Annotated in this window: 18 protein-coding genes; 10 read left to right on the plus strand and 8 right to left on the minus strand. The window is 61.4% G+C overall.

The annotated features are described in order from the left end of the window. Nucleotides 1–22: 22 nt before the first annotated feature. Nucleotides 23–841: a sugar phosphate isomerase/epimerase gene (locus K6U75_00400; protein MCL6473499.1), complete on the plus strand. Its 819-nt coding sequence runs from the start codon at nt 23–25 to the stop codon at nt 839–841. After that, nucleotides 805–2,319 carry a xylulokinase gene (gene xylB / locus K6U75_00405; protein ID MCL6473500.1) on the plus strand — a complete coding sequence of 505 codons (1,515 nt, stop codon included), beginning with the start codon at nt 805–807 and terminating at the stop codon, nt 2,317–2,319. The genes K6U75_00400 and xylB overlap by 37 nt, the downstream gene beginning before the upstream one ends. 25 nt (nt 2,320–2,344) lie before the next feature. On the opposite strand, the gene K6U75_00410 is transcribed toward xylB, so the two are convergent. After that, nucleotides 2,345–2,695 carry a hypothetical protein gene (locus K6U75_00410; GenBank protein MCL6473501.1) on the minus strand — a complete coding sequence of 117 codons (351 nt, stop codon included), beginning with the start codon at nt 2,693–2,695 and terminating at the stop codon, nt 2,345–2,347. A 176-nt stretch (nt 2,696–2,871) separates the two neighbouring features. Between K6U75_00410 and pyrR the strand changes: the two genes are divergently transcribed. The 8 genes from pyrR (at nt 2,872) to carB (ending at nt 14,844) form a co-directional block, all read left to right on the plus strand. After that, nucleotides 2,872–3,423, plus strand: a complete 552-nt coding sequence (pyrR, locus tag K6U75_00415; GenBank protein ID MCL6473502.1) for a bifunctional pyr operon transcriptional regulator/uracil phosphoribosyltransferase PyrR — start codon at nt 2,872–2,874, stop codon at nt 3,421–3,423. After that, the gene (locus K6U75_00420) at nt 3,423–4,340 is read left to right on the plus strand and encodes an aspartate carbamoyltransferase catalytic subunit (GenBank protein MCL6473503.1); all 918 of its coding nucleotides are present in this window, start codon (nt 3,423–3,425) and stop codon (nt 4,338–4,340) included. The genes pyrR and K6U75_00420 overlap by 1 nt, the downstream gene beginning before the upstream one ends. After that, entirely contained in the window at nt 4,337–5,623 is a 1,287-nt protein-coding gene (locus K6U75_00425) for a dihydroorotase (GenBank protein ID MCL6473504.1), read from the plus strand. The genes K6U75_00420 and K6U75_00425 overlap by 4 nt, the downstream gene beginning before the upstream one ends. Before the next feature lie 267 nt (nt 5,624–5,890). Next, nucleotides 5,891–7,492, plus strand: coding sequence for an amidohydrolase (locus K6U75_00430; GenBank protein MCL6473505.1), 1,602 nt, complete (start codon nt 5,891–5,893; stop codon nt 7,490–7,492). Then, complete coding sequence (gene carA / locus K6U75_00435; GenBank protein MCL6473506.1) at nt 7,489–8,601, plus strand: glutamine-hydrolyzing carbamoyl-phosphate synthase small subunit; 1,113 nt, start codon at nt 7,489–7,491, stop codon at nt 8,599–8,601. The genes K6U75_00430 and carA overlap by 4 nt, the downstream gene beginning before the upstream one ends. Before the next feature lie 10 nt (nt 8,602–8,611). Continuing rightward, complete coding sequence (locus K6U75_00440; GenBank protein ID MCL6473507.1) at nt 8,612–10,363, plus strand: glycosyltransferase family 39 protein; 1,752 nt, start codon at nt 8,612–8,614, stop codon at nt 10,361–10,363. Further along, on the plus strand, nt 10,363–13,101 hold the full coding sequence (locus K6U75_00445; GenBank protein ID MCL6473508.1) for a hypothetical protein: 2,739 nt from the start codon (nt 10,363–10,365) through the stop codon (nt 13,099–13,101). The genes K6U75_00440 and K6U75_00445 overlap by 1 nt, the downstream gene beginning before the upstream one ends. A 60-nt stretch (nt 13,102–13,161) precedes the next feature. Continuing rightward, nucleotides 13,162–14,844, plus strand: coding sequence for a carbamoyl-phosphate synthase large subunit (gene carB, locus K6U75_00450; GenBank protein MCL6473509.1), 1,683 nt, complete (start codon nt 13,162–13,164; stop codon nt 14,842–14,844). A 47-nt stretch (nt 14,845–14,891) separates the two neighbouring features. On the opposite strand, the gene K6U75_00455 is transcribed toward carB, so the two are convergent. The 7 genes from K6U75_00455 to K6U75_00485 all read right to left on the minus strand — a co-directional run bounded on the left by K6U75_00455 (nt 14,892) and on the right by K6U75_00485 (nt 22,129). Next, nucleotides 14,892–16,439 carry a hypothetical protein gene (locus K6U75_00455; GenBank protein ID MCL6473510.1) on the minus strand — a complete coding sequence of 516 codons (1,548 nt, stop codon included), beginning with the start codon at nt 16,437–16,439 and terminating at the stop codon, nt 14,892–14,894. Between the two features lie 112 nt (nt 16,440–16,551). Next, complete coding sequence (locus K6U75_00460) at nt 16,552–16,875, minus strand: helix-turn-helix domain-containing protein (protein ID MCL6473511.1); 324 nt, start codon at nt 16,873–16,875, stop codon at nt 16,552–16,554. A gap of 235 nt (nt 16,876–17,110) precedes the next feature. Continuing rightward, nucleotides 17,111–17,689, minus strand: coding sequence for a tRNA methyltransferase (locus tag K6U75_00465; GenBank protein ID MCL6473512.1), 579 nt, complete (start codon nt 17,687–17,689; stop codon nt 17,111–17,113). 100 nt (nt 17,690–17,789) lie between these two features. Then, nucleotides 17,790–18,668 carry a DUF362 domain-containing protein gene (locus K6U75_00470; protein ID MCL6473513.1) on the minus strand — a complete coding sequence of 293 codons (879 nt, stop codon included), beginning with the start codon at nt 18,666–18,668 and terminating at the stop codon, nt 17,790–17,792. Further along, nucleotides 18,665–19,564: a hypothetical protein gene (locus K6U75_00475; GenBank protein ID MCL6473514.1), complete on the minus strand. Its 900-nt coding sequence runs from the start codon at nt 19,562–19,564 to the stop codon at nt 18,665–18,667. Before K6U75_00475 ends, K6U75_00470 begins: the two co-directional genes overlap by 4 nt. A 30-nt stretch (nt 19,565–19,594) precedes the next feature. Beyond that, nucleotides 19,595–21,856, minus strand: coding sequence for a hypothetical protein (locus K6U75_00480; GenBank protein MCL6473515.1), 2,262 nt, complete (start codon nt 21,854–21,856; stop codon nt 19,595–19,597). Continuing rightward, nucleotides 21,857–22,129, minus strand: coding sequence for a hypothetical protein (locus tag K6U75_00485; protein MCL6473516.1), 273 nt, complete (start codon nt 22,127–22,129; stop codon nt 21,857–21,859). Between the last annotated feature and the right edge of the window lie 11 nt (nt 22,130–22,140).

Here is a 22,140-nt window from a genome sequence, read left to right on the forward strand (position 1 = left end):
ATCCAAACAGGAGGAGACTGCGATGAAACTGGCTTGTCAGGATGGCATGGCGCCGGGCAACACGCTTCAGGAGAAGCTGGACAACCTGGCGCAGTTCGGATACGAAGGCATCGAGTTCTGGGGAGCGCAGTTCCTGGACACCGAGCAGGGCGGGATGCGCAAGGAGCGCGTGGCGGAGGTGAAGCGACTCACCCAGAACCACTCCGTTAAGCCCAGCTCCATCTGCGCGGGCTATCGGGGAGCGCTGCTGGACGCCGACCGCCGCGAGCGCGAACGCGCCATGCAGGACATCGAGACCCTGCTGTACGTTGCGGGCGAAATCGGCGCGACGGGCGTGATTGTGGTGCCCATCTTCGGTCCGCCGCGCATCTCCGACCTGTCGCCCTATGCCTCGGCAGTGGATCTGGAGACGGAACTCTTGTGCAAGCTGCTGGAGCCTCTGAGTAAGGTGGCGGAGAAGGCGTGCAGTTACATCCTGCTGGAGCCACTGAACCGCTACGAGACCCACTACATGAACCGGCTCGAGCAGGCGGTCAGCATCTGCCAGCGCGTGGCTGGTTCGCACCTGAAGCTGATGGCGGACTTCTTCCACATGAACATCGAAGAGCGCGACATCCCCGCCGCCATCCGCAGCGCAAAAGGGTACCTCGCGCATGTACATCTCGCCGATAGCACGCGCCTGTTGCCGGGCTACGGGCATACCGACTTCCGGTCGGGCTTCGCGGCACTGAAGGAGATTGGCTTCACCGGCTATATGGCGCTGGAGTGCGGCATTCCGGGCGACCCACGTGAGGAGCTGCCGAAGTGCGCTCAGTACCTGCGGGCGCAGATGGATACATGAATCTTATCCTCGCGCACGATCTGGGCACAACCGGTAATAAGGCGGTGCTGGTGGACGAGCGGGGGCAGATCATCGATACCGCCTTCGCGGGCTACCGCACCGCCCATCCCGCTCCCCTTGCCGCCGAGCAGAACCCTGCCGACTGGTGGCGGACGGTCGTGCGGTGCTGTCGCGTCCTGCTGGAGAAAGACCCCAACCGACGCCGCCAGCTGGTGGCGGTCGGCTTCAGCGGGCACATGAACGGTGTAGTGCTGGTGGACGAGCAGGGCAGACCGCTCCGTCCCGCGCTTATCCATGCCGACATCCGCGCCCAGCAACCGTGTGAACGCCTGCGGCAACGCATGGGTGAGGAGCGATACTACGCCATAACTGGCAACCGCCTCGCACCATTCTACTCCCTGCCCAAGTTGATGATGCTGCAGGAGCGGGAGCCAGAAGTGGTCTCGCAAGCCCGGTGGATGCTGCAATGCAAGGACTACTGTGCGGGCAGACTGACAGGCAGATGGGGCTTTACTGACCCGTCTGATGCCTCGCTGACGGGGATATACGATGTCAAACGCCTTTGCTGGAGCGAGGAGGTGATAGAGGCGACAGGCATTCCCTCTCGTCTGCTGCCTGAAGTGTTCCCCTCGGCGACGGTCATCGGTGGTGTAACCGCGCAGGCGGCGCGGGCAACGGGGCTGCCCGAAGGATTGCCTGTGGTGCTGGGCGCGGGGGATGGCGCGTGCGCCACAGTAGGGGCAGGCGTGGTGGAGCCGGGTGGGTGTTACACCTACGTGGGCGCTACGGCATGGACCTCCTGTTTGCGCGAGCGGTTCACGCCAGACAAGCAGATGCGCCTCACCACGCTGATGTCCGCGCAGGCGGGGCGATGGGTGCAGTTCGGCACGGTGCAGTCGGCGGGCAGCGCGTGGGACTGGTTCACCCGTCTGTTCGGCGGGCGAGCCTCTGCCAAGCGGCTGCAACAGGAAGCGGCGCAGGTGCGCGCAGGCAGTGAAGGGCTTCTCTATCTGCCCTACCTCAGTGGCGAGCGCGCGCCCATCTGGAACCCACAGGCGAAAGGCGTTTTCTTCGGGCTGCAGGCACATCACACGCGGGGGCATCTGGCAAGGGCGGTGCTGGAGGGGGTCGCGTGTGCACTGGCAAGCATTCTGGACGTGATGCGCGAGCACGGAGAGGTTGCCGAGACGGTGCGCGTGGTGGGCGGCGGCACGCGCAACGCGGAATGGATGCGCATTCTGGCAGACATGTACGGCTGTCCGATAGAAATCCCCCATCACGCGGAGACCAGCACGGCGCTGGGCGCGGCGGTGATTGCGGGGGTGGCGGTGGGCGCGTATGAGTCCTTCGGTATCGCCAAACGGATTGCCGCGCCCACGAGGCGGATGGAGCCCCGCGAGGAGAACGCCGCTCTCTACCGCCACCAGCGCACGCAGTTTGGCGAGTTGTATGAAACAGTGAGATGGATGTACAGGTAACCTGAGGGCGCGTGCTTGCCTATTGTTACCAGTGGCGAGTCACATTTAATTCCCAGTTTGAAATGTCACATATCCAAATGGAGAACACCAGCGGCAGGTCTACCTCTTCAGGCAAAGCGCGGTAACGATTCGGCACGCAACGGGTATACTGCTGGTTATACCAGGGCAGAAACTGCTCCTGCAGGAAGCGGTTCGCCTGCGTGTAGTCGGTGATGCCTGCTAACCGCATCTGCTTGATGAGCCTGTCTTGGAAGAAGCGGAACAGACGTTCCACCCTGCCTTTGGCTTGGGGGGTATGGGCGTAGAGTATCGCAATGCCCAACTCGGCTAACGCACGGACGATGTGACATTTCAAATTGGGAATAAAATAGGACATTTCAAATTGGAAACCACAAACAGGCTAGCCCCTCCTTGACAAACCGCCATCCCTTCCGTTATACTCTATGCAACGGGTTCCTTTAAGTCCGTCCAGCGAGGCGGACAAGGAGCGATGCATAGTGCCTGCCCGCTCAGCACCTCTCCTTGCCGCCCGCACAGCAAAAGGAGGCACGCATGCCCACCGAAGTGAAAGTGATGGATGCCCACGAGATGCGGCGCGCGCTGACCCGCATCGCACACGAGATTCTGGAGCGCAACAAAGGCGCGGAAGACTTAGTACTGGTGGGCATCCTGCGAAGAGGCGCACCGCTGGCGCACCGCCTGAGCCGACTGATTGAACACATCGAAGGCACCGCCGTGCCCGTCGGCGAGCTGGACATCTCCCTTTACCGCGACGACTACCGCACCCGCACCGTTTCCGACATCGGCGCAACGCGCATCCCGGTGGACATCACCGGCAAAAAGGTGGTGCTGGTGGACGAGGTCATCTATACCGGGCGCACCGTCCGCGCTGCCATCACCGCGCTGATGGATTTGGGGCGTCCGGCGTGTATCCAGCTGGCGGTGCTGATCGACCGCGGGCACCGCGAACTGCCCATCCGTCCCGATTACGTGGGCAAGAACCTGCCCACATCGCGACAGGAGTTTGTGGAGGTCCGTCTGGAAGAGCTGCACGGCGAAGACTCTGTCTCTATTCGCAAACCCGACCAGGAGCGACAGGCATGATGACCGACCTGATTACCCTGCGCGAAACCAGTCCAGAAGACATCCTCCTGCTTCTGGACACGGCGCAGTCGTTCAAAGAGATACTGGAACGCCCTGTCAAAAAGGTGCCTACCCTGCGCGGCAGGCAGGTGGTCACGCTGTTTTACGAAGCCAGCACCCGCACGCGCGTCTCGTTTGAAAACGCTGCCAAGATTATGTCGGCAGATACTACCAGCGTGGCGGCAGCCACCAGCTCCGTGCAAAAGGGCGAAAGCCTGCTGGATACGGTGCAGACCCTGCGGGCGATGCGCATCGACTGCCTGGTGATGCGTCATCCCCAATCGGGAGCGGCGCATCTGGTGGCGCAGGCGCTGGACGTTCCGGTGGTCAACGCGGGCGACGGCATGCATGAACACCCGACGCAGGCGCTGCTGGATATGCTGACCATCCGCCAGCACAAAGGACGACTGGAAGGGCTGACGGTGGCTATCGTGGGCGACATCGCGCACAGCCGCGTGGCACGAAGCAACCTGTGGGGGCTGACCAAGATGGGCGCGAAGGTACGCTTCGTCGCGCCTGCCACGCTGTTGCCGCGCGATGTGCATCGGTTGCCGGTGGAGGTGTACACCGATTTGCGCGAAGGCGTGAAAGACGCAGACGTGGTGATGGCGCTGCGCCTGCAGCAGGAGCGGATGGAGCGTGGATTGCTGCCCAGCCTGCGCGAATACGCCCAACGCTGGGGCGTCAACGCTGGCGCGCTGCAGCTTGCCAAACCGGACTGCATCGTCATGCACCCGGGGCCCATGAACCGCGGTGTGGAGATTGCTGACGACGTGGCGGATAGCGGACGTTCCGTCATTCTGGAGCAGGTGACCAACGGCGTCGCCATCCGCATGGCAGTGCTTTACCATCTTCTGGGCGGGGAGGCGACGGCATGAGAACAATATTCCGAAAACCGCACGTTTGCGACCCATCGCAGGGCATCGACCGCGTCACAGACGTGGTGGTGGAGGACGGCGCCGTCCTTGCCATCACCGACGACAGCACTTCCTACGATGTGGGCAGCTGCGAAGTGATAGACTGTTCCGGACTGCTGCTGACGCCGGGGCTGATCGACTTGCACACCCACCTGCGCGAGCCGGGCTACGAGTATAAAGAGGACGTGCAATCGGGCACGGCGGCGGCGGTTGCGGGGGGCTTCAGCGCAGTGTGCTGTATGCCCAACACCGACCCACCACTCGATGAACCGTCGGTCGTTCGCGGTCTGCTGAAGCGGGCGGAAGAGGTCGGCGTCGCGCGGGTGTATCCGGTGGCTGCCATCACGAAGGGCTTGCAGCCGGAGGGCTTGAGCGAGATGGCGGCACTGAAGGAGGCAGGAGCCGTTGCGGTCACCGATGACGCCTATCCGCTGCAATCAGCGGAGGTGCTGCGGCGGGGGATGGAGTACGCCGCGCAGCTGGGCTTGACCGTCATGACCCACTGCGAGGACAAATCGCTGACCCGTGACGCCTGCATGAACGAGGGGCTGACCGCCACCATCATGGGCTTGCGCGGGATGCCCGCGGTAGCGGAGGAGATACAGGTGGCGCGAAACTGCCTGATGAGCCTGTTTACCGGCTGCCGCCTGCACATCCTGCACGTGTCGACGGCGGGTGCGGTGCAGGTCATCCGCTGGGCGAAGGAGCGCGGCGCACCCGTCACTGCCGAAACCTGCCCGCACTATTTCGCCCTGACCGATGAGGCGTGCCTGGATTACAACACAAACGCGAAGATGAACCCGCCCCTGCGCACGCAGGCGGACTGCGATGCCATCATTCAGGGGTTGCTGGATGGTACGATTGACGCCATCGCCACCGACCACGCCCCCCACGCCCATCACGAGAAGGCGCAGGAGTTTGCCCTCGCGCCGTTCGGCATCGTGGGGCTGGAAACCGCGTTCGCCGTCTCCTACACCGAGCTGGTGGCGACGGGCAGGATGAGCCTGAGCGCGCTGGTGGAGAAGATGAGCTGCCAGCCCGCAAAGGTGCTGGGGCTGCCCGGAGGCACCCTGAAGCCGGGTTCGCCCGCCGACATCGCGCTGTTTGACCTGAAACGCAGGTGGACGGTTCGCGCCGAGCGATTCCGCTCGAAGTCGCGTAACACCCCCTTCGAGGGATGGGAGGTGTTGGGGAAGCCCGTGTTGACGATGGTTGGGGGTAAGGTGGTGTATCGGGAGGAATGAACCTAACCCCCGTCCCCCTTCCCTGCGAGGGAAGGGGGTAGAACACCCCTCTCCTTTTAGGAGAGGGGCAGGGGGTGAGGTGAAAAGAACCTAACCCCCCCTTCCCTGCGGGGGCTTGGGTAGCGGAACACCCGTCTCCTTGCGGGACAGGGGCAGGGGGTGAGGTTAAGCATCCTTCCCGTGCGGAAGAGAGAGACAGGCGGAGGTCAACCATCTCCCCTCTCCCACAGCGTGGGAGAGGGGTCGGGGGTGAGGGATAACAACACAATGCCGGAAACGCTTCTGAAAAACGTCACCATCTACACGATGGAGGAAGAGCAACCCGTCGCGAGCGCGATGGTCTGGCGAGAAGAACACTTGCTGGCGGTGGGCGATGCGGCGGATTTGGCAGCATGCTACCCCTCCGCGAAGCGCGTCGACGGCGGCGGGCTGTTTGTGGTGCCGGGCTTCAACGACTGCCACTGCCACATTCTGGCATACGGACTGGATTTGAGCGCGGCGAACCTGAGCCCGGAACACGCCCCTGACATCCCGTCGCTAATCAGTCAGTTGCGCCGCTGGGCGCAGGACAACCCGGACGCGCCGTGGATTGTGGGCAGCTTTTACGACCAGAACCGCATGGCGGAGCGCAGGCATCCGACACGCCATGATTTGGACCAGGTGAGCCTTGAAAAGCCGGTGTTCATCGAACACACCAGCAAACACGGGGGCGTGGCGAACTCAGTAGCGTTGCGGATAGCAGGCATCACGCGCGAGACCCCCGACCCGCCCGGTGGCACCATCGAGCGCGACGCGCACGGCGAGCCAACGGGTGTCTTATTGGAGAGAGCCACAGATTTGGTGACCAGGCACCAGCCGCCGCTGTCGCACCGACAACGGGTGCGTGCCATCCATCTGGCGGCGCAGGCGATGGCGAAGAAGGGTATCACTGCCGCATCAGACGCCAGCACCGGCTGGGGCGACCTGGAAGGGGAGGTGGCTGCCTGTGTGCAGGCGGTGAACGAAGGCGCGCCCCTGCGCGTGACGCTGATGATTCTGGCAAACGCGCTTCGGCGTGACGGGAGGTGGCTGCAGCCACAGGATATCGGTACAGGCAGCAACGGCGTGCGTGTGGGCATTGCCAAGGTGTTTGCCGACGGCGCGCTGACCACCCGCACCGCCGCGCTGAAGGAGCCGTATGCCGACACCGAAACGACGGGGATGCTGCTGCACAGCGAGGAAGAGTTGCAGGATCTCATTGCGGGTGCGCACCGGGCAGGCTGGCAGGTAGCTACCCACGCCATCGGCGACCGCGCAATAGAAGCGGTGCTGAACCTGTATGAACAGGCAATGCAAACGCAGCCGCGAGCGGATGTGCGACATCGCATCGAACACTGCATGTTGCTGGACGATGGCTTAATCGACCGCCTCCGCGCGCTGGGTGTGGTGGCGGTGTTGCAACCGGAGTTCGTGGCGCGGCTGGGTGACGCTTACCGCTACGGACTGGGCGAGGAGCGGGCGAGGCGTCTTAAGAGAACAGCTTCACTGCTGCGGGCGGGCGTACGGGTGGCGTTCAGTTCCGACTGTCCGGTGGTGCCGGGTGCACCGCTGGACGGGGTGCGCGCAGCGATGGAACGCAAGACTCCGCTTGGCGTGGTGCTGGGAGAGGAGGAGCGAGTAGACGCGCTGACTGCTATTCGTTTATACACGGCTGGTTCTGCGATGGCAGGTAAGGATGAGACCCATACAGGCACCTTGACGGCAGGGAAGCGAGCAGATTTCGTGGTGTTGAGCCGCGACCCGGCGACAACGCCGTCGGACGAGTGGGAGAACATGCGCGTGATAGCAACAGTGTTCGGAGGCAAAGTGGTAGCAGGGAGGTTGGAGTGAAAGCGATACTGGTTCTGGAGGATGGCATCACCTTCGAGGGCGAGGCAATCGGCGCGCCCGGCACGGTGGTGGGCGAGGTGGTCTTCAACACGGGCATGACCGGCTATCAGGAGATATTGACCGACCCCTCCTATGCCGGGCAAATTGTCACGCTGACCTATCCGCTGATTGGCAACTACGGCATCAATGAGGAAGACGACGAATCGCGGCGCATTCAGGTGTCTGCGCTGGTGGTGCGCGAGGCGTGCGAGCATCCGAGCAACTGGCGTGCCCGCTGGACGTTGCGCGAGCATCTCCGAGCAAAGGGCGTGCCCGGCATCCATCGCATCGATACGCGCGCGCTGACAAGACGACTGCGGGCAGCAGGGGTAATGATGGGCATCTTGACCACCGAACTGACCCGCGAAGAGGCGTGGCAGCATCTCAAAGCCTCCCCCCGCTATGAGGAGTTCAACTACGTGCGGATGGTGACGACACCAGAACCGTATGTTTGGGACGCGGAGGGCATGAAGCCCTATGACGCACCTGAGTTGCCGGGCACACGCTACCGTCTGACACTGGTGGACTGCGGAGTGAAATACAACATCGCGCGGCGGTTCGCCGCGCTGGGCAGTCGGGTGACAGTGTTACCCTGCACCGCGACCGCCGAAGACATTCTGGCGACGCGCCCCGACGGAGTCGCGCTGTCGCCTGGTCCGGGCGACCCCGCCCTGCTGGGGGACATTGTGGAGCAGGTGCGCAAGCTGGTGGGCAGGGTGCCCATCTTCGGCATCTGTTTGGGCAACCAGCTGGTGGGCGCAGCGTTCGGCGCGAAGACGTTCAAACTGAAGTTCGGACATCGGGGATGCAATCATCCCGTCAAAGACCTGCGTTCGGGGCAGGTTACGATTACGTCGCAGAATCACGGTTACGCGGTGGACCCCTCTGGTCTGGAGAAGGGCATGGAGGTATGGCAGATAAACCTGAACGACGGCACGGTGGAGGGCTTGCGCCACACGTCGCTGCCTATCTTCACCCTGCAGTATCACCCGGAGGCGTCGCCTGGTCCGCGCGACAGCGACCCGTACTTTGCCGAGTTCCTGCGGCTAATCGACTCGGTGAGGAGCTGACGGTTCCGCGATGAAAAAGCAGACAGCCATCGTCATGCTGGTTCTTGCGGCGACCGCGCTGGTGATGTGGGCGCGGGTGGTGGCGCTGGATGCCGACCCTGATTTCCGCCTGTGTTGGAGCAGCGGTCTGCTGACGGACGAGGGCTTCTACACCCATAACGCCCGCAACGCGGTGCTGCTGGGGCAGGCGCGCACCAACGAGTTCAACAACATGGTGCTGAGCCCGCTGGTGCACGCGGCGCAGGCAGTGGTGTTCAGGGCGTTCGGGGTGGGCTATCCGCAGGCGCGGGCGATCTCGGTGGTATGTTCCCTGCTGACGCTGATTGTCTTTTTTGCCGCGCTGCGGCGCGCTTTGGGCGAAAGGGTAGCATGGGTGGGCACGCTGGTACTGGCATGGGAACACGCCTACCTGATGTACAACCGCATGGCGTTGCTGGAGACGCCTGCAACCCTGTTTCTGGCGCTGGCGTTCTATGCCTGGGTTCGCCGCGGCGAGGGGCTGGCGTGGTCCGCACTGGCTGGCGTCATGACGATTGTCGCCTGTAGCATCAAGTCGTTATGCGCGTTCTTCATACCCGCGCCGCTGCTGGCGAGCTGGTGGAGCGGACGAACGCACAAACGGGATGCCCGCTGGGAAATCGCGGCGACTGCCGGGGGAATGGTGATTGCGGGACTGCTGTACGCGGGAGTATGGCTGTTACCGCACTGGCGCGAGTACCGTCACATGAGCGATTTCTACCTGACCTACCAGATACTGCCGCGCAATGTCATGGAGGCTTATGCAGACATACGTCGCGCGGTGTTGAATTACCAGTACGGGCTGATGGGTTACCTGTTTGCCCACATGCCGGTGACTATCTTTCTCGCACTGACCACCACCTTACTGGCGATTTTCCGCAGGGAGGAGCGACGTCAGGGAAACGGTGCGGTGGAGTTCTTGCTGGTGTGGATGTGGTTGGGCATCGCGTTGCTTGCCTTCATCCGATACGCCCCGAGCCGTTACTACGTGCCCGTCTATCCCGCCATTGTCGCGCTGGCAGCCATCAGCATCATGCGTTTGCCGGATATCAGCCGCATGGTGTGGCGACCGCGAGAGTGGTGGGCACATCTCTTGCGCACGCTGATGCTGGGATACGCGACCTATTTTGCGCTGGTTTTTGCCTTACGAGTGCCCTTCTCGTGGGATGTGGTAAGTCTGGTGCTGTGGATGGCGTTTCCACTGGCGGCGGTGACACAGTGGGTGCTTCATCGTCTGCTTTCGGAAAACAGGTTCTCTCTGGCGTGGGCGCCTGCGGCAGCGCTGGCGGTTATCGCAGTGTGGAACCTCTGGTACTTCACCAGCTGGTACCAGAATCGTCAGTACACTCTGAAGCATCTCGCCGAGAAGCTGGAACATGTTCTACCTCGGGATGCAGTGGTTGCGGGCAACTGCGCCCCAGGGCTTTGCTTAGATGCGCCGGTTTCCACCATGCTGGTGATTCCCCGCCTTGCCAACTATCCCGACCCCATTGGGCGATACGGGGTTACTCATGTGGTGGTACTGGATGGGATTCAGGGCGAGTGGTGGTGGAGAAAGGATTATCCCGACCTGTTGCGCCGTCGCAACCGCATCCTGCGCGAATGGGTGGGACCGTATGCCATCTCGGTGTACCGTGTACCGGGATGGTTACAGGAGGCTTATCGCTGGAGGTTCCACTCCCACCGGCTGCCTCGTATTCACGATAGCGCAGCAGCAGCTCGCAAAGGAAAGGGAGGTTCTTGATGCCATTCAGCACGCTGTGCCGAGGAGGGATGTGGCGTAAGGAGTGTGCCTACTGGTGGATGCGCACCGACGAAGCCGACAGCGGGGAGTCCGAGCAGTGGTATCTTCCGCGTACCCCGGACGAGCGGTGGAAATCTGTCCGCGTACCACACTGCTGGGAGCGGGAGGGCATCTCCGCGCGTTTTGAGGGTCCCGTCTGGTATGTGACAGAGGTGGAGGTGCCTGCCGACTGGCAGCGGGGCAGGATATGGCTCTTGCTGGAGGGAGTCAGCTACGCCGCGCAGGTCTGGGTCAACGGTCACCGTCTGGCAAACCATGTGGGGATGTGGGACAGCTTTGCTTGCGACCTCACCTCGCACGTAAAGGATGGGAAGGCGTTTGTCGCATTGCGCGTGATGAAGCCGGGGGGCGAAACCTACCCTGTGCCCCGGACACTGGCTGGGTTCCTGCCCTATGTGTACGGCACGTTTGGGGGCATCTGGCAGCGAGCGTGGCTCGTTCGTACGCCGGAGGCATGGATAGAAGACCTCTATCCAAACGTGGTGGGCAAGGAGCAGGTGGAAGTCGAGATATCCTGCGGTGGGCGGCTTCCTGCTGGTCTTGACCTGCGCCTCTACGGTCCTGATGGCGGCTTGGTCAGTAGCAAACAGGTGCAGTGCGATGAACGCGGGTATGTTCGGGTCGCGATGGATGTCCCGGAGCCGCAGTGGTGGTCTCCCCATTCGCCGAACCTGTACCGTCTGGAGGTGGAAATCACCGACCAGCATGGAGATACCTGCCGGATTGCCCGCGCGGTTGGTCTGCGCACGGTGCAGGTGAAAGGGGATACCATTCTGCTCAACGGAGAGCCAGTGTACCCGCGAGGCATCCTGCACTGGGGATGGTATCCGCAACATCTCGCGCCTAACCCGACAGAAGACGAAATACGCGCCGAGCTTGCGCGGCTGCGCGACATGGGTTTCAACATGGTGAAGTTCTGCCTGTGGGTGCCGCCGGCGCATTATCTGCACCTGTGCGATGAGATGGGCATGTTCGCATGGGTGGAGTTACCCATGTGGCTGCCAGAGGTTACCCCGGTGTTCCAGAGGCAGGTCGTGGATGAGTATACGCGCATCGTGCTGCAGCTGCGCGGGCATCCCAGCGTCATCGTCTGGACGCTGGGCTGTGAGCTATCGGACAGCGCAAGTGCGCCCTTCCTGGAGAAGCTCTACCGGCTGGTGAAGCGTCTGACCGACAGTCCTCTGGTGCGGGATAACAGCGGAGGCGGGGAGGCGTACCACGGCTTGCTGAAAGAATATGCCGATTTCTACGACAACCACTTCTACTGCGACCTGCCGTTCCTGCGTCCTCTGTTTGATTATTTCGCACCGCGCGGGCGCGAACCCATGCCCTGGCTGTTCGGCGAGTACTGCGATTGTGACACCTACCGAGATTTGCCGGCTCTTCTGCAGGCAAACGGCGGCGTCGCGCCCTGGTGGGCAACAGAAGACGAGGATATCAACCCTCGTGGCTTACGACCGGACGTCTACGTCATCCAGCAGCTGCACCGGCTGAATCAGGACGGATTTTTTACGGATGACCGTGACGCCCTCAAGTTCTCTTCCGAACAACAGGCGATGTTCCACCGCAAGGTGACCGTAGAGACGACACGCCTGTACCGTGAGATTAGCGGCTATGTGATTACCAGCATCAGCGATACGCCTATCGCTACGTCCGGCATCTTTGACGACTCTGGCAGACCCAAGTGGGATGCCTCAGAGTGGCGGAAGTTCAACGCTGATGATGTGCTGTTGCTGCAGTTCCATCGCAGAAGGGATTGGTTCAACGGCGGCGACCGCCCGTCGTACGTGGACTGGTGGAACTTCTTCAGTAACGATACCGTTGTCGCTCATGTCGCTCTTTCCCATTACGGGCGGTGCGATTGCAGGGGAACTCTGCACTGGAGCCTGTGTGACGAACACGGACGGACGTTGCTGCAGGGTGAGCATGGCATACAGTCGCCGATACGTGCTGGCTCGCTTGCGCCGGTGGCGGCGCTGGAGCTGAGAATGCCCGAGGTGAGCCAGATGCAACCACTCACCCTCTACTGCGCCCTGAAGACGGACGGGGGAGAGGTCATACAGAACGATTGGGAACTCTGGTGTTATCCGCAGGTGGATAGCAGCGTTCTGAGCCAGTGGGCGGTGTATGACCCTCACCACAAGCTGCGCGGAGCGGAGAAACTGGACTGGGAGGTGAAGCGCGTCGGCGAAGGGGAAATCGGGCAGCAGAGGCAACTCATCGCCTCGGCGTGGCATCCGGCGTTGCTGGATGCGCTGCGTCAGGGGGCAAGGGTGGTGCTCTTTCAGCACCAGCATGATGGCTTGCCTGCAGAGGGATTGCCCTTCTGGCGCGAGGCCTTGAGGCACTTTGTGCCTCATCCCCTCTGGAAGCGGTTCCGCCAGAAGGGGTATACCGGCTCGCAATTTATGGGTTTGACCTGCGACTGTGCGCTGGTGACTGGGCAGCTGCAGGAGATGCTGGGGGCAGATGCCGTGGTGCAACCCGTCCTGCGCCGGGTGGACGCCCGATCGTGGCGGGTGCATGACTACATCGTGGACATCACTCTGGGCGAAGGCAGGATGCTTGCGACCACCCTGCGCATCGCGGGTGGTCTGGGTGATGCGCCGTCGGGCATCGAGCGCAACGTGGCGGGGCTGTGGTTGCTGTATAGCATGACAGAACTGCTGACGGAATGACGAACTGAAACCTGTATCGCAGAATGCAGATATGCTGAATACCGGGATAAGAGGGAGGAAATGCCAAAAGATCCAAGCATTCGAAAAGTGATGGTCATCGGTTCGGGACCGATTGTCATCGGTCAGGCGGCGGAGTTCGACTATTCGGGCACGCAGGCGTGCCGCGCTCTGAAAGAGGAGGGCGTGCAGGTAGTGCTTATCAACTCGAACCCCGCGACCATCATGACCGACACCGAGATTGCCGACCGCGTCTATATCGAGCCGTTGACGATAGATTTTGCCGAGCGGGTTATCGCGCGGGAGCGACCGGACGGACTGCTTCCCACGCTGGGGGGACAGACGGGCTTGAACCTTGCCGCGCAGCTGGCGGAGGCGGGCGTTCTCGAAAAGTATGATGTGCGTTTGCTGGGCACGCCGCTCTCCGCCATCCAGAAGGCTGAAGACCGCGAGCTGTTCCGTGAGACAATGAAAGCCATCGGCGAACCAGTGCCCGAGTCGTGGATTGTGGAAAGCGACGAGCAGCTGCAGGAAGTGGCGAAAATCTGCCCCTATCCGGCGATTGTGCGTCCCGCCTACACGCTGGGCGGCACGGGCGGTGGCATCGCCTACAGCGAAGAAGAGCTGCTTCACATCGGTCAGCTGGGCATGAATCTGTCCATGCGCCATCAGGTGCTGGTGGAGCGGTGCTTGCTAGGCTGGAAGGAGATCGAGTACGAGGTGATGCGGGACGGCGCGAACACCTGCATCACCGTGTGTAACATGGAGAACCTGGACCCGATGGGCGTGCACACGGGCGACAGCATCGTGGTTGCGCCCAGCCAGACACTCAGCGATAAAGAGTACCACATGTTGCGCACCGCCTCACTCAACATCATCCGCGCGCTGGGCATCGAGGGCGGCTGCAACGTGCAGCTGGCGTTAGACCCGAACAGCTTCCAGTATTACGTCATCGAGGTGAACCCGCGTGTGTCGCGTTCCTCTGCGCTGGCGTCTAAGGCAACGGGCTATCCCATCGCGCGGGTGGCAGCCAAAATCGCGATTGGGTTGCATCTGGACGAAATCGAGAACGCGGTCACCAAAAAGACGAAAGCGTGCTTTGAGCCCGCGCTGGACTATGTGGTGGTGAAGTTCCCGCGCTGGCCGTTTGACAAGTTCGTCACCGCTGACCGGCGTATCGGCACGCAGATGAAGGCGACGGGCGAGGTGATGGCGATAGACCGCACCTTTGAGGGCGCGCTGATGAAAGCCATCCGCAGTCTGGAAATCGGCGCGACGGGGCTGACGCGACGCGGTACCGCCGCGCTGTCCGACATGCAGATTGAAGAGGGTTTAGCGGTAGCGACCGACGAACGTATCTTCATCGTCGCCGAAGCGTTCCGGCGTGGCATGATGGTGGAAGAGGTGGCGCAGCTGTCGAATATTGACCCCTGGTTCCTCGAGAAAATCCGGCAGCTGGTGGAGATGGAGACCCGCCTGCGCCTGCACGCCCGCGAACTGCGCGAGCTGGTGCACAACCCGTGCGACCAGCATCCGGCAGCGGAACTGCTTCGTCTCGCCAAAGGCAAAGGTTTTCCCGATGCCATGCTGGCGGACATCGCGGGGGTGGACGAACTGGAACTGCGTCGCGCCCGCAAGGCACTGGGCATTGAACCCGTCTACAAGATGGTGGACACCTGCGCCGCCGAGTTCGAGGCAGAGACGCCCTACTACTATTCCTCCTACGAGCAGGGAGAGAGCGGGTAGAGAGGCTCAGGGGGCGACTTGCCCCCTGAGTTGATGTTGGTCTTGCCTCATGGAGCCGGAGGAGGTACCACGTCAATGTAGAGAGTGATGGTAGGGGGGTCTTGGGGGACGTCAATCAAACGTTCCTCCCCACCAGGCGATGAAACCTTAAATTTCCATCGCCAGCCTTTACCAAGCCGTATTATTGCTCCATCCCTACCAACGTACGTATCTGGTGTAGCAGAAGGTGGGGGTGGAGGGTTAGTGATAGGGCTATCACGTAATGCTTGAACGATACCCTCTGCGGGTGCGGTGCGTCCATCTGGGTATCTGACCTTGATATACACCGTCCACTCCTGCGTGAGGTTTTGGTCGCGGACCACCACTTGGGCGCTGTCGGTGCTTACAGAGTATACATCCCCGATGGCGACCACCTCGCCGGGTTTCAACCCGGATGCCTGCGCGTTCTGCTCATCCTGCAGCCACACATTGGCAGCGCTCGCAACCAGCACGGATAAGAACTCTTTCCGAGGCGCTAGTAGTGTGTTGATTGCGCTAAGAAAAGCCGAAAGGGTGGGCTGGCGCTTCTTGCGCTCGTAGGGAATCGCCAGCACCGCCGTTGCCTCGCCTGTGAACTTCAGGCGCCATTTTGCGCAGCTCTCAGAGTAGGGGGCTGCCTGCACAGAAGAAACCGGATACGACGCGTCCTGTGCCGCTGCGTTGTTTATTGTCTGCACCAGCTCCGCCATGGACTTCGGGTCGCCTACCTTGAACGGTCCTACTTTACTTTCCGTCTGGTTTATGAACACGGAGTTGTAGATGGTCTTCTTGCGAAATAGGTTGGCAATCTCATTAGGAGGATCGACCGGCACGGCTAGCCTTGCGTCGTTGACGAAGTCTTTATACAGTGTCGTGTGGCTGCGCCCCAGAACGGTCACACCGCTTCTGTGACCAGGAGGACAATAGGGGTCACCCGGTTGTCCGAACACATCATCTGGATGCGGGCTGATGTGCGGGCAGTAAACAGGTTCGAAGCGATAGGGGTCAAAGTTGCCAACCACTGGTACGGGTACCACCGTATCGAACTTCCCCACATCCACTGCAATGCGCGCCAGTACCCTGCCTACGTCGTTCAGCACTTCCGCTACCATCTCGCGCCGGTCCGCCGGAATCGAAAACACCCCAGACGCCTCCGTTCGAATAGCATTTGCCCAGATGCTCGCAATCAGCTGCCAGGTGTCAGGGTCCCGGAACTCCACGCGTCCGAGTCTGCCCTGCTGGTCGGTAAAGCGCACTTGTATTTCCAGATACTGCTCTGTGGGCTCGAACAGTCCCCAGCCCGGTTGTTCAGGCAGCTCCAGCTGGCTGAAGGAACGGCTAACCAGCTGGTCGAAGTCCACCTGCTCATCGGGCGAAAAGTCGGCGGCCCACACCGGCATGGTCAACGCCTGTTGCTGGTCCACAAGGAGACTGGTAAACTGCCCTCGCACGGCAATTAGCGCGGCGAGATTGGGGTCGGTGTTGAGCCGCTTTGGACTCAGCGGTTGCGCACCTGCCAGAGACAGATACGCTACCCCAAGAAGCAACACGGAGACTACGCGGATAGCTGTTTTCATGGTGACTCCTCCCTTTCCACTGTTTCTGTCACCATTGTACTGCCACCCCCCCCCACGTCAATTGTCCGAAAGTATCAATTTTCTGGTACGATAGTACCATACTATTCGGCGGTCATATCAAACCGGCTCTTGTGGCAATGTAGACTGCTTGCACGGTGGTTTTGACTCCGAGCAGCCGACGGATGTCGTTCAGATGGTGCTTGACCGTGCGCACCGAGCAGCCGCGTTCCTCAGCAACATCCTGGGCGCTACCGAGCTGTGCATAAGCCTGCAACACCTCGCGCTGTGTCCGCGTGAGTAGAGGGCACTCCATCACGATGACATCAGGAGGCGACGGGGTCACACCCCTGTAAATACGTATCTGTCCATCTCTTTGCAATAGTTCCAGAACCTTCTCGGTAGCAACGGCGTCATTGCCGACGACCAGCACGTCCATCGTCGTGCCACACCTCCGCATGTACGTCTCCGCTACGATTATAGTATAGCCTGTGTTATGCGTCAATCATGGACGCTAAAGGCGGTCGGCTCGTCGGGCTCCTCGCCTCCATGAGGGATTTTCTGCGGGCGTTTTTTCCTTCCAGGAAGATAAAAATCCACGAAGATTTTCCTTCCCAGAAGGATAATTTTGTGACAAAGTTGCATTCCCAGAGGGAAACTTTTGCCCGAAGGCATCACGGTTCGGACGGCGATGGACTGGTTTCTGCAGGCTCGCTAGCCTCTTCGGGGCGTTGCCATGCCTCGTATGCCACGAGCGCGGCAGCCACCACCACGTTCAGCGATTTGCCCTTGCCTGCCATCGGGATGAACACCGCGCCGTCACACATGCCCAGCACTTTGTTGTACACGCCGTTGACCTCGTTGCCGATGACCAAACACAGCTTCTGGGGATAGGGGTAGTGCTTGTAGTGAACGGCGTCCTGTGCGATTTCCACCGCCACCAGATGGTAGCCTTCCAGTTTCAACCGTGCGACCGCCTCCTCGTGCCGCTCGAAGTAGCGGAACGGGATACGCCGGTGGTGCCCCATGGAGGTGACGTGAATCTGCGGGTGCGGGGGCACGGGCGTGTGACCCGTCAGGATGAGCTCCTTCGCGCCGACGGCGTCCGCCACCCGAAACATGCCCCCCACGTTGTAGGGGTCGTCCCAATCCTGCAAAAGGAACGCGATGGTCATCGCCCTGCCGGTCACGGAGGCGTACTGCTGGTGCAGGCGACGGATGGCCGTTTTGGAGCGCAGTGTCTTTGCCGGCATCGTTCACCTCTTTGAAGCAAAGGCAAAAGAGATTTTACCACAGAGGACACGGAGTTCACAGAGGGACTTCCTCTTTGTTCTCTGTGGTGAATCGTCAACCTTACGAAATCAGGATGTCCTCTTTCCAGCCCAGCTTGACCAAATCGATTCGGCGTGGGTCGCTGACGCCCAATCCGTATTTGACCTCCGCGTCGCGGATGTGTGTTGGGGGCGTCTCCAGCGCGACATCTTCCCCGAAATGCTGCCGGCGTTTCGCCTGTATCAGCCTTAGCCCCATCGCGTCCACTGCCACCGGGTCGTAGGAGACGAACAGCCCCTTATACTGCCACACGTAACGCGGGTCCCAGTGGTGTGGTCCGCGCCCGTGAAACAGCGGCGTCAGGGCAAGCAGGATGTTCAGGCGCGTCTTGCCTTTCACCGCCGGTAACTCCCAAACCTTAGCCAGCGAGGAACAGGCGTCCGGGTGGTAGCTGGCTGGGTTCTCGGTGAACATGATGTAGTTCTTGATGCACCCGCCGATGCCCGACCACCAGTGCGTGCGCACAGGGCGCACGTTAATTAACGCGGTGCAGGGGGCGAGGGTAGAACGGGCACCGCGGTCATCGATGCGGATGTTGTCCTCACGAACGCCGGCGTCCATCAGGCGTTTGCGGATGGCCTGCTCTACCTCTTTGGGAGTGGGTAACGGGTTCCAGACGTTGCTTTTCACCCCCACGAGGTCGGAGGGCTTTACCAGACGTTTCCATGCCTCTATCGGGTTCTTCACACCGACCAGCTCGGTGACCGCCGCGTCCAGCATCTCCATCAGCACATTCTCGTGGATTTTGCCCTGAGTATCCAGCACGTCCTTGTGCCGAACCAGCACCACCTTTGCTCGCTTCGGTCTCTCCTGCGCCAGCACCTCGGGCGTCAGCGCGGCGACCGCCGCCCCTGCAGTAGCTTTCAGCAGGTCGCGTCTGGTCAACACCAGTTCGCTCATCGGGACACCTCCTTTTCCGGCAAACGGATGCTCTGAAGCATTTGCTGTGCCTGTTTCTGGGACGGTGCATCGAAGACGATGGCTACCGTTCTGCCCTGCCGTCTGGCTGCAGTCCATTTTTTGTTTTCCGTCTGCACCGCCCCCTTCTGCCGCCCCTCGCGCAGGTAGGCCTGAGAGAAGGTGTCCCGTGCCCGCACCGCATCTGCCTCCGCGGGGTAGCGCACCAGCATCAGGCGCACCTGCGCTTTACCGGAGAGATAGGTTGCCAGTACTCCCTCTGTTTTGGGGCTCAGATTCAGGATATCTTTCTCTGCTACAAAGAAGTGACGGTTCATTATCATCGGGTGGCGGAAGAACAGAATGCGTTCGCGCTGAAGCCCCTCCGCAGGCAGAAATTGCAGCAGCTCCGGCGGTTTGCCCGTGCGGGGAATAGCTGCCGCCAGCTGCCTGCCCAGCTGCAGGATGGCGTTTCGCACCTCGTTGCTCTCCTCTTGCGCGGTGATGACCACGAAGTAGCGGTCTTTCCAGAAGCGTAGCATTCTGCCCGCATAGTCCGAACCCTGCCCGATACCAGCGTCCTCCCCGTCCCGCTCGAAGCTGAAGATGCCGAAGGCGTCCTCGGCAGTGCCCATGTCGAAGATATCCAGAGTCAGGGTGGGGCTATCTGCTTTCTCGTAGCGGCACGCCCACACGCGGCGCATGTTATACGCTCGGTATATCTCGCCGATGCCGTCGATGTAATCGAAAATGGTCTGCGAGTCGTAAGTGTCGCTCTTGCCGTTCCATTGCCAGCCGTTCGCTTCGCGCGGGACCGGGAAAGGCAGGTCGGAAGGTTGTCCCTGTACGTTTGCCATCATCAGGGTTATCACACACCCCAGCAGCCACATTATCCTCATGCCCCCTGTCATGCTTCTCGCTCCAGTATGTTACTTCCTGCCTTGCTGCCAAGCTTCCAGCAGCGCCCAGCTCGCCATGCTGCGGGCGTAGTAGCTGCCGCATTCAGGTTCATTGAACGGGTTGCGGTTCGCGCCGTTGTGCCTGCCCCGAACGGCGTTCACCACCGCTTCGGCTTCCCTGCGCAACCCGTAGTCCAGCAGCAGCACCGCAAACTGGTACTCAAACCCCGTCATGCACTCGCCCCAGTAGGGGATGGGCTGTTCAGGACGGTCGCCGTCGGGCCAGGTGCAAATCAGCGTGCCGCTTTCGTCGGCGGTGGCGAAGGTGCGCATATTGTTGTAGTGGTCGCGAAAGTGTTTCCGGAAGTTGTAGCGGAAAATATGTTCCAACATGGTGCGGATGTGATAGCGGTCAAGCAGGTCGCCCAGCCCGGCACGGTTCGCCTTGTACTGCCCCACCAGCTGGTCGATCAGGCAGCCGTTCCCCACCTGGAAGCGCGGATTCGCGCGGCGATACTCTTCGCTGAGGGCGGTCATTGGGGCGGCATCTTCGGGTGGAGGCTGGATTTTCTGGATGTAATAGCGCCCATTGTACAGGTGCTCATCCACCCAGCGGCTCCCCCGTTCGCGCAGTTGACGGCAGGTTTGGGCGAAACTCAGGTCGCCCATGCGCGTGGCCATCTGCTCCATTGCCGCCAGCGCGGCAAGGTACCATACGGTGCACATGGGGTTGGGGCCCACAAACTCCACATCGTAGGTGTTGTGCTGCACCCCCTCCATCACGCCGTCCCGATCCGCATCCCAACCGCCCGGTTGCCAGCAGAACTCCAGCAGCGATTTTATGGCGGGGTAGCACTGCTTCAGCCATTCTTCCCCGTCCTTTTGCGACTGCATGTAGCAGCGCACGATCAAGCCCATCTGCCCGTCAGCAGCCGCAGCCTGCCACGTGGGGTTGGTCACCGGCAGGCTCAGGCGGAACCGATGCGCGCCTGTGGGGGTGACGCCGTAGCGCAGGTGGCTCTCCAGCATACTGCGGTGCAGGTCGGGAAACAGCGATAGCGTTGCCTGCTCATAGTTCCATACGTGGGTGCAGGAGCCATTGCAGCAACCACCAGTGCCGCTGCACCCTTCGAAGCCGACAAAGGTTCCGTCTTCCAGCCGGAAGCAGGTGTGCGAGCGCAACGCGGTGAGGTTGAACAGGGCGGCTTCCTTAAAGCTGTGCGGCGCATCCAACTGAGCCACACTTTGCCCAAACTCGATACTCCGACGCCGCAGCTCCTGCAGGCGCGGGATAACCTGTCGCGCCACATCGGTGGCATCGGTGAAGAGCGTGGCGTAGTAGTTGCGCACGACAGGCGAGCCGTTGCCCGACCACCAGCCCACCTCTGCCAGATGGCGATAGGGAAAGTGCCAGCATATCAGCAGCCGCACCTGCTGTACCTCTGCGGGCTTCAGTTTCAGCAGAATGGACATGGAGCTGTCCCAAGTATCCTGTGGACTGGGCGGACAGGGTTTGTCCGGCTCATCGTCGGCGATGTATCCTTTCTCCAGCAGCTCGTCGATGATGCCCAGAGTCTCACCGTTCCACGGTCGGTCGCGAAACCGCCAGCGCCGGGCGACCCGAACTTGCTGCGCATCCGAAAGCATCACCATCGTGCCGAAGCGAGGGTTTGGTTCGTCGCGCGTTTTGGCGAAGCGCATTCCTCGCCAGCCCGCCACCTCCACGTGTTCGGTGATGTTGTCCTTCAGGTCGGCGGTTAGCCCGTCGGTGCCCACGAAGTTGCTCATCAGCAGGGTGACAGAGGCTTCCAGTGTCTGCCGGGTGCGATTCGCAAGGGTGATGGTGAGCCAGCCCATCGGTAGACTGGATGCCCATGTATCGCCCGGTATCAGCGGATTGAATGCTTCTATCGCCACAGAGACCGGCGTAAACTCGTCCTCCAGTAACGCCCTGCCGAAGGGGTAGGTGGCTTCGAATCCTCTGGGCTTCATGCGCGGGATACCGGCAAGCACCTGCGGCGCACCGAAGTCGGAGGACAATCCTTCGGTGAGGTCGCCTTCCAGCACGCGCAGTTTGGCGTTTTTGCCCTGTCGCGTCCACAGCATCAGGTGGGCGTACATCGGACGCCAGCCCCGATGCGGACGGCTCATCAACTGCCAGTCGGTAAGCTGCCCCTTTCCTCCGAGGCAGAAAAACCCTGTGCCGATGCCGCCCACCGGCATGGCGATTTCGCGCAGATGCTGCTCGTCATAGCGAGAGAGTACCTGCCAGTCAGGGGCTGGAATACTCATCTATCGTTCCCTCCTCAATATGCGGAACCCGAACAGCCCGCCTGCCATCGCGCCCGGTTGCGCCTGCCAGCGTACGGTGACTTTGCTCTTGCCTCTGGTGAGCTCAGCTGGCAGTGGGTGCACCACGTCGAAGAACTTGCCCGGTGCGTTGTTGTTGAGCGTCTGGGTCGCTATCTTCACGCCGTCCACCAGCACATCAAACACGCGGTTGCCTGTGTCGCTGCCCCAGTAGATGCACAGCAGTTCGACGGGTTCGTCGGGCAGCACCGCCATCTCATAGGAGA

The organism is Bacillota bacterium (assembly GCA_023511455.1).
Taxonomy (GTDB): Bacteria; Armatimonadota; HRBIN16; order HRBIN16; family HRBIN16; genus HRBIN16.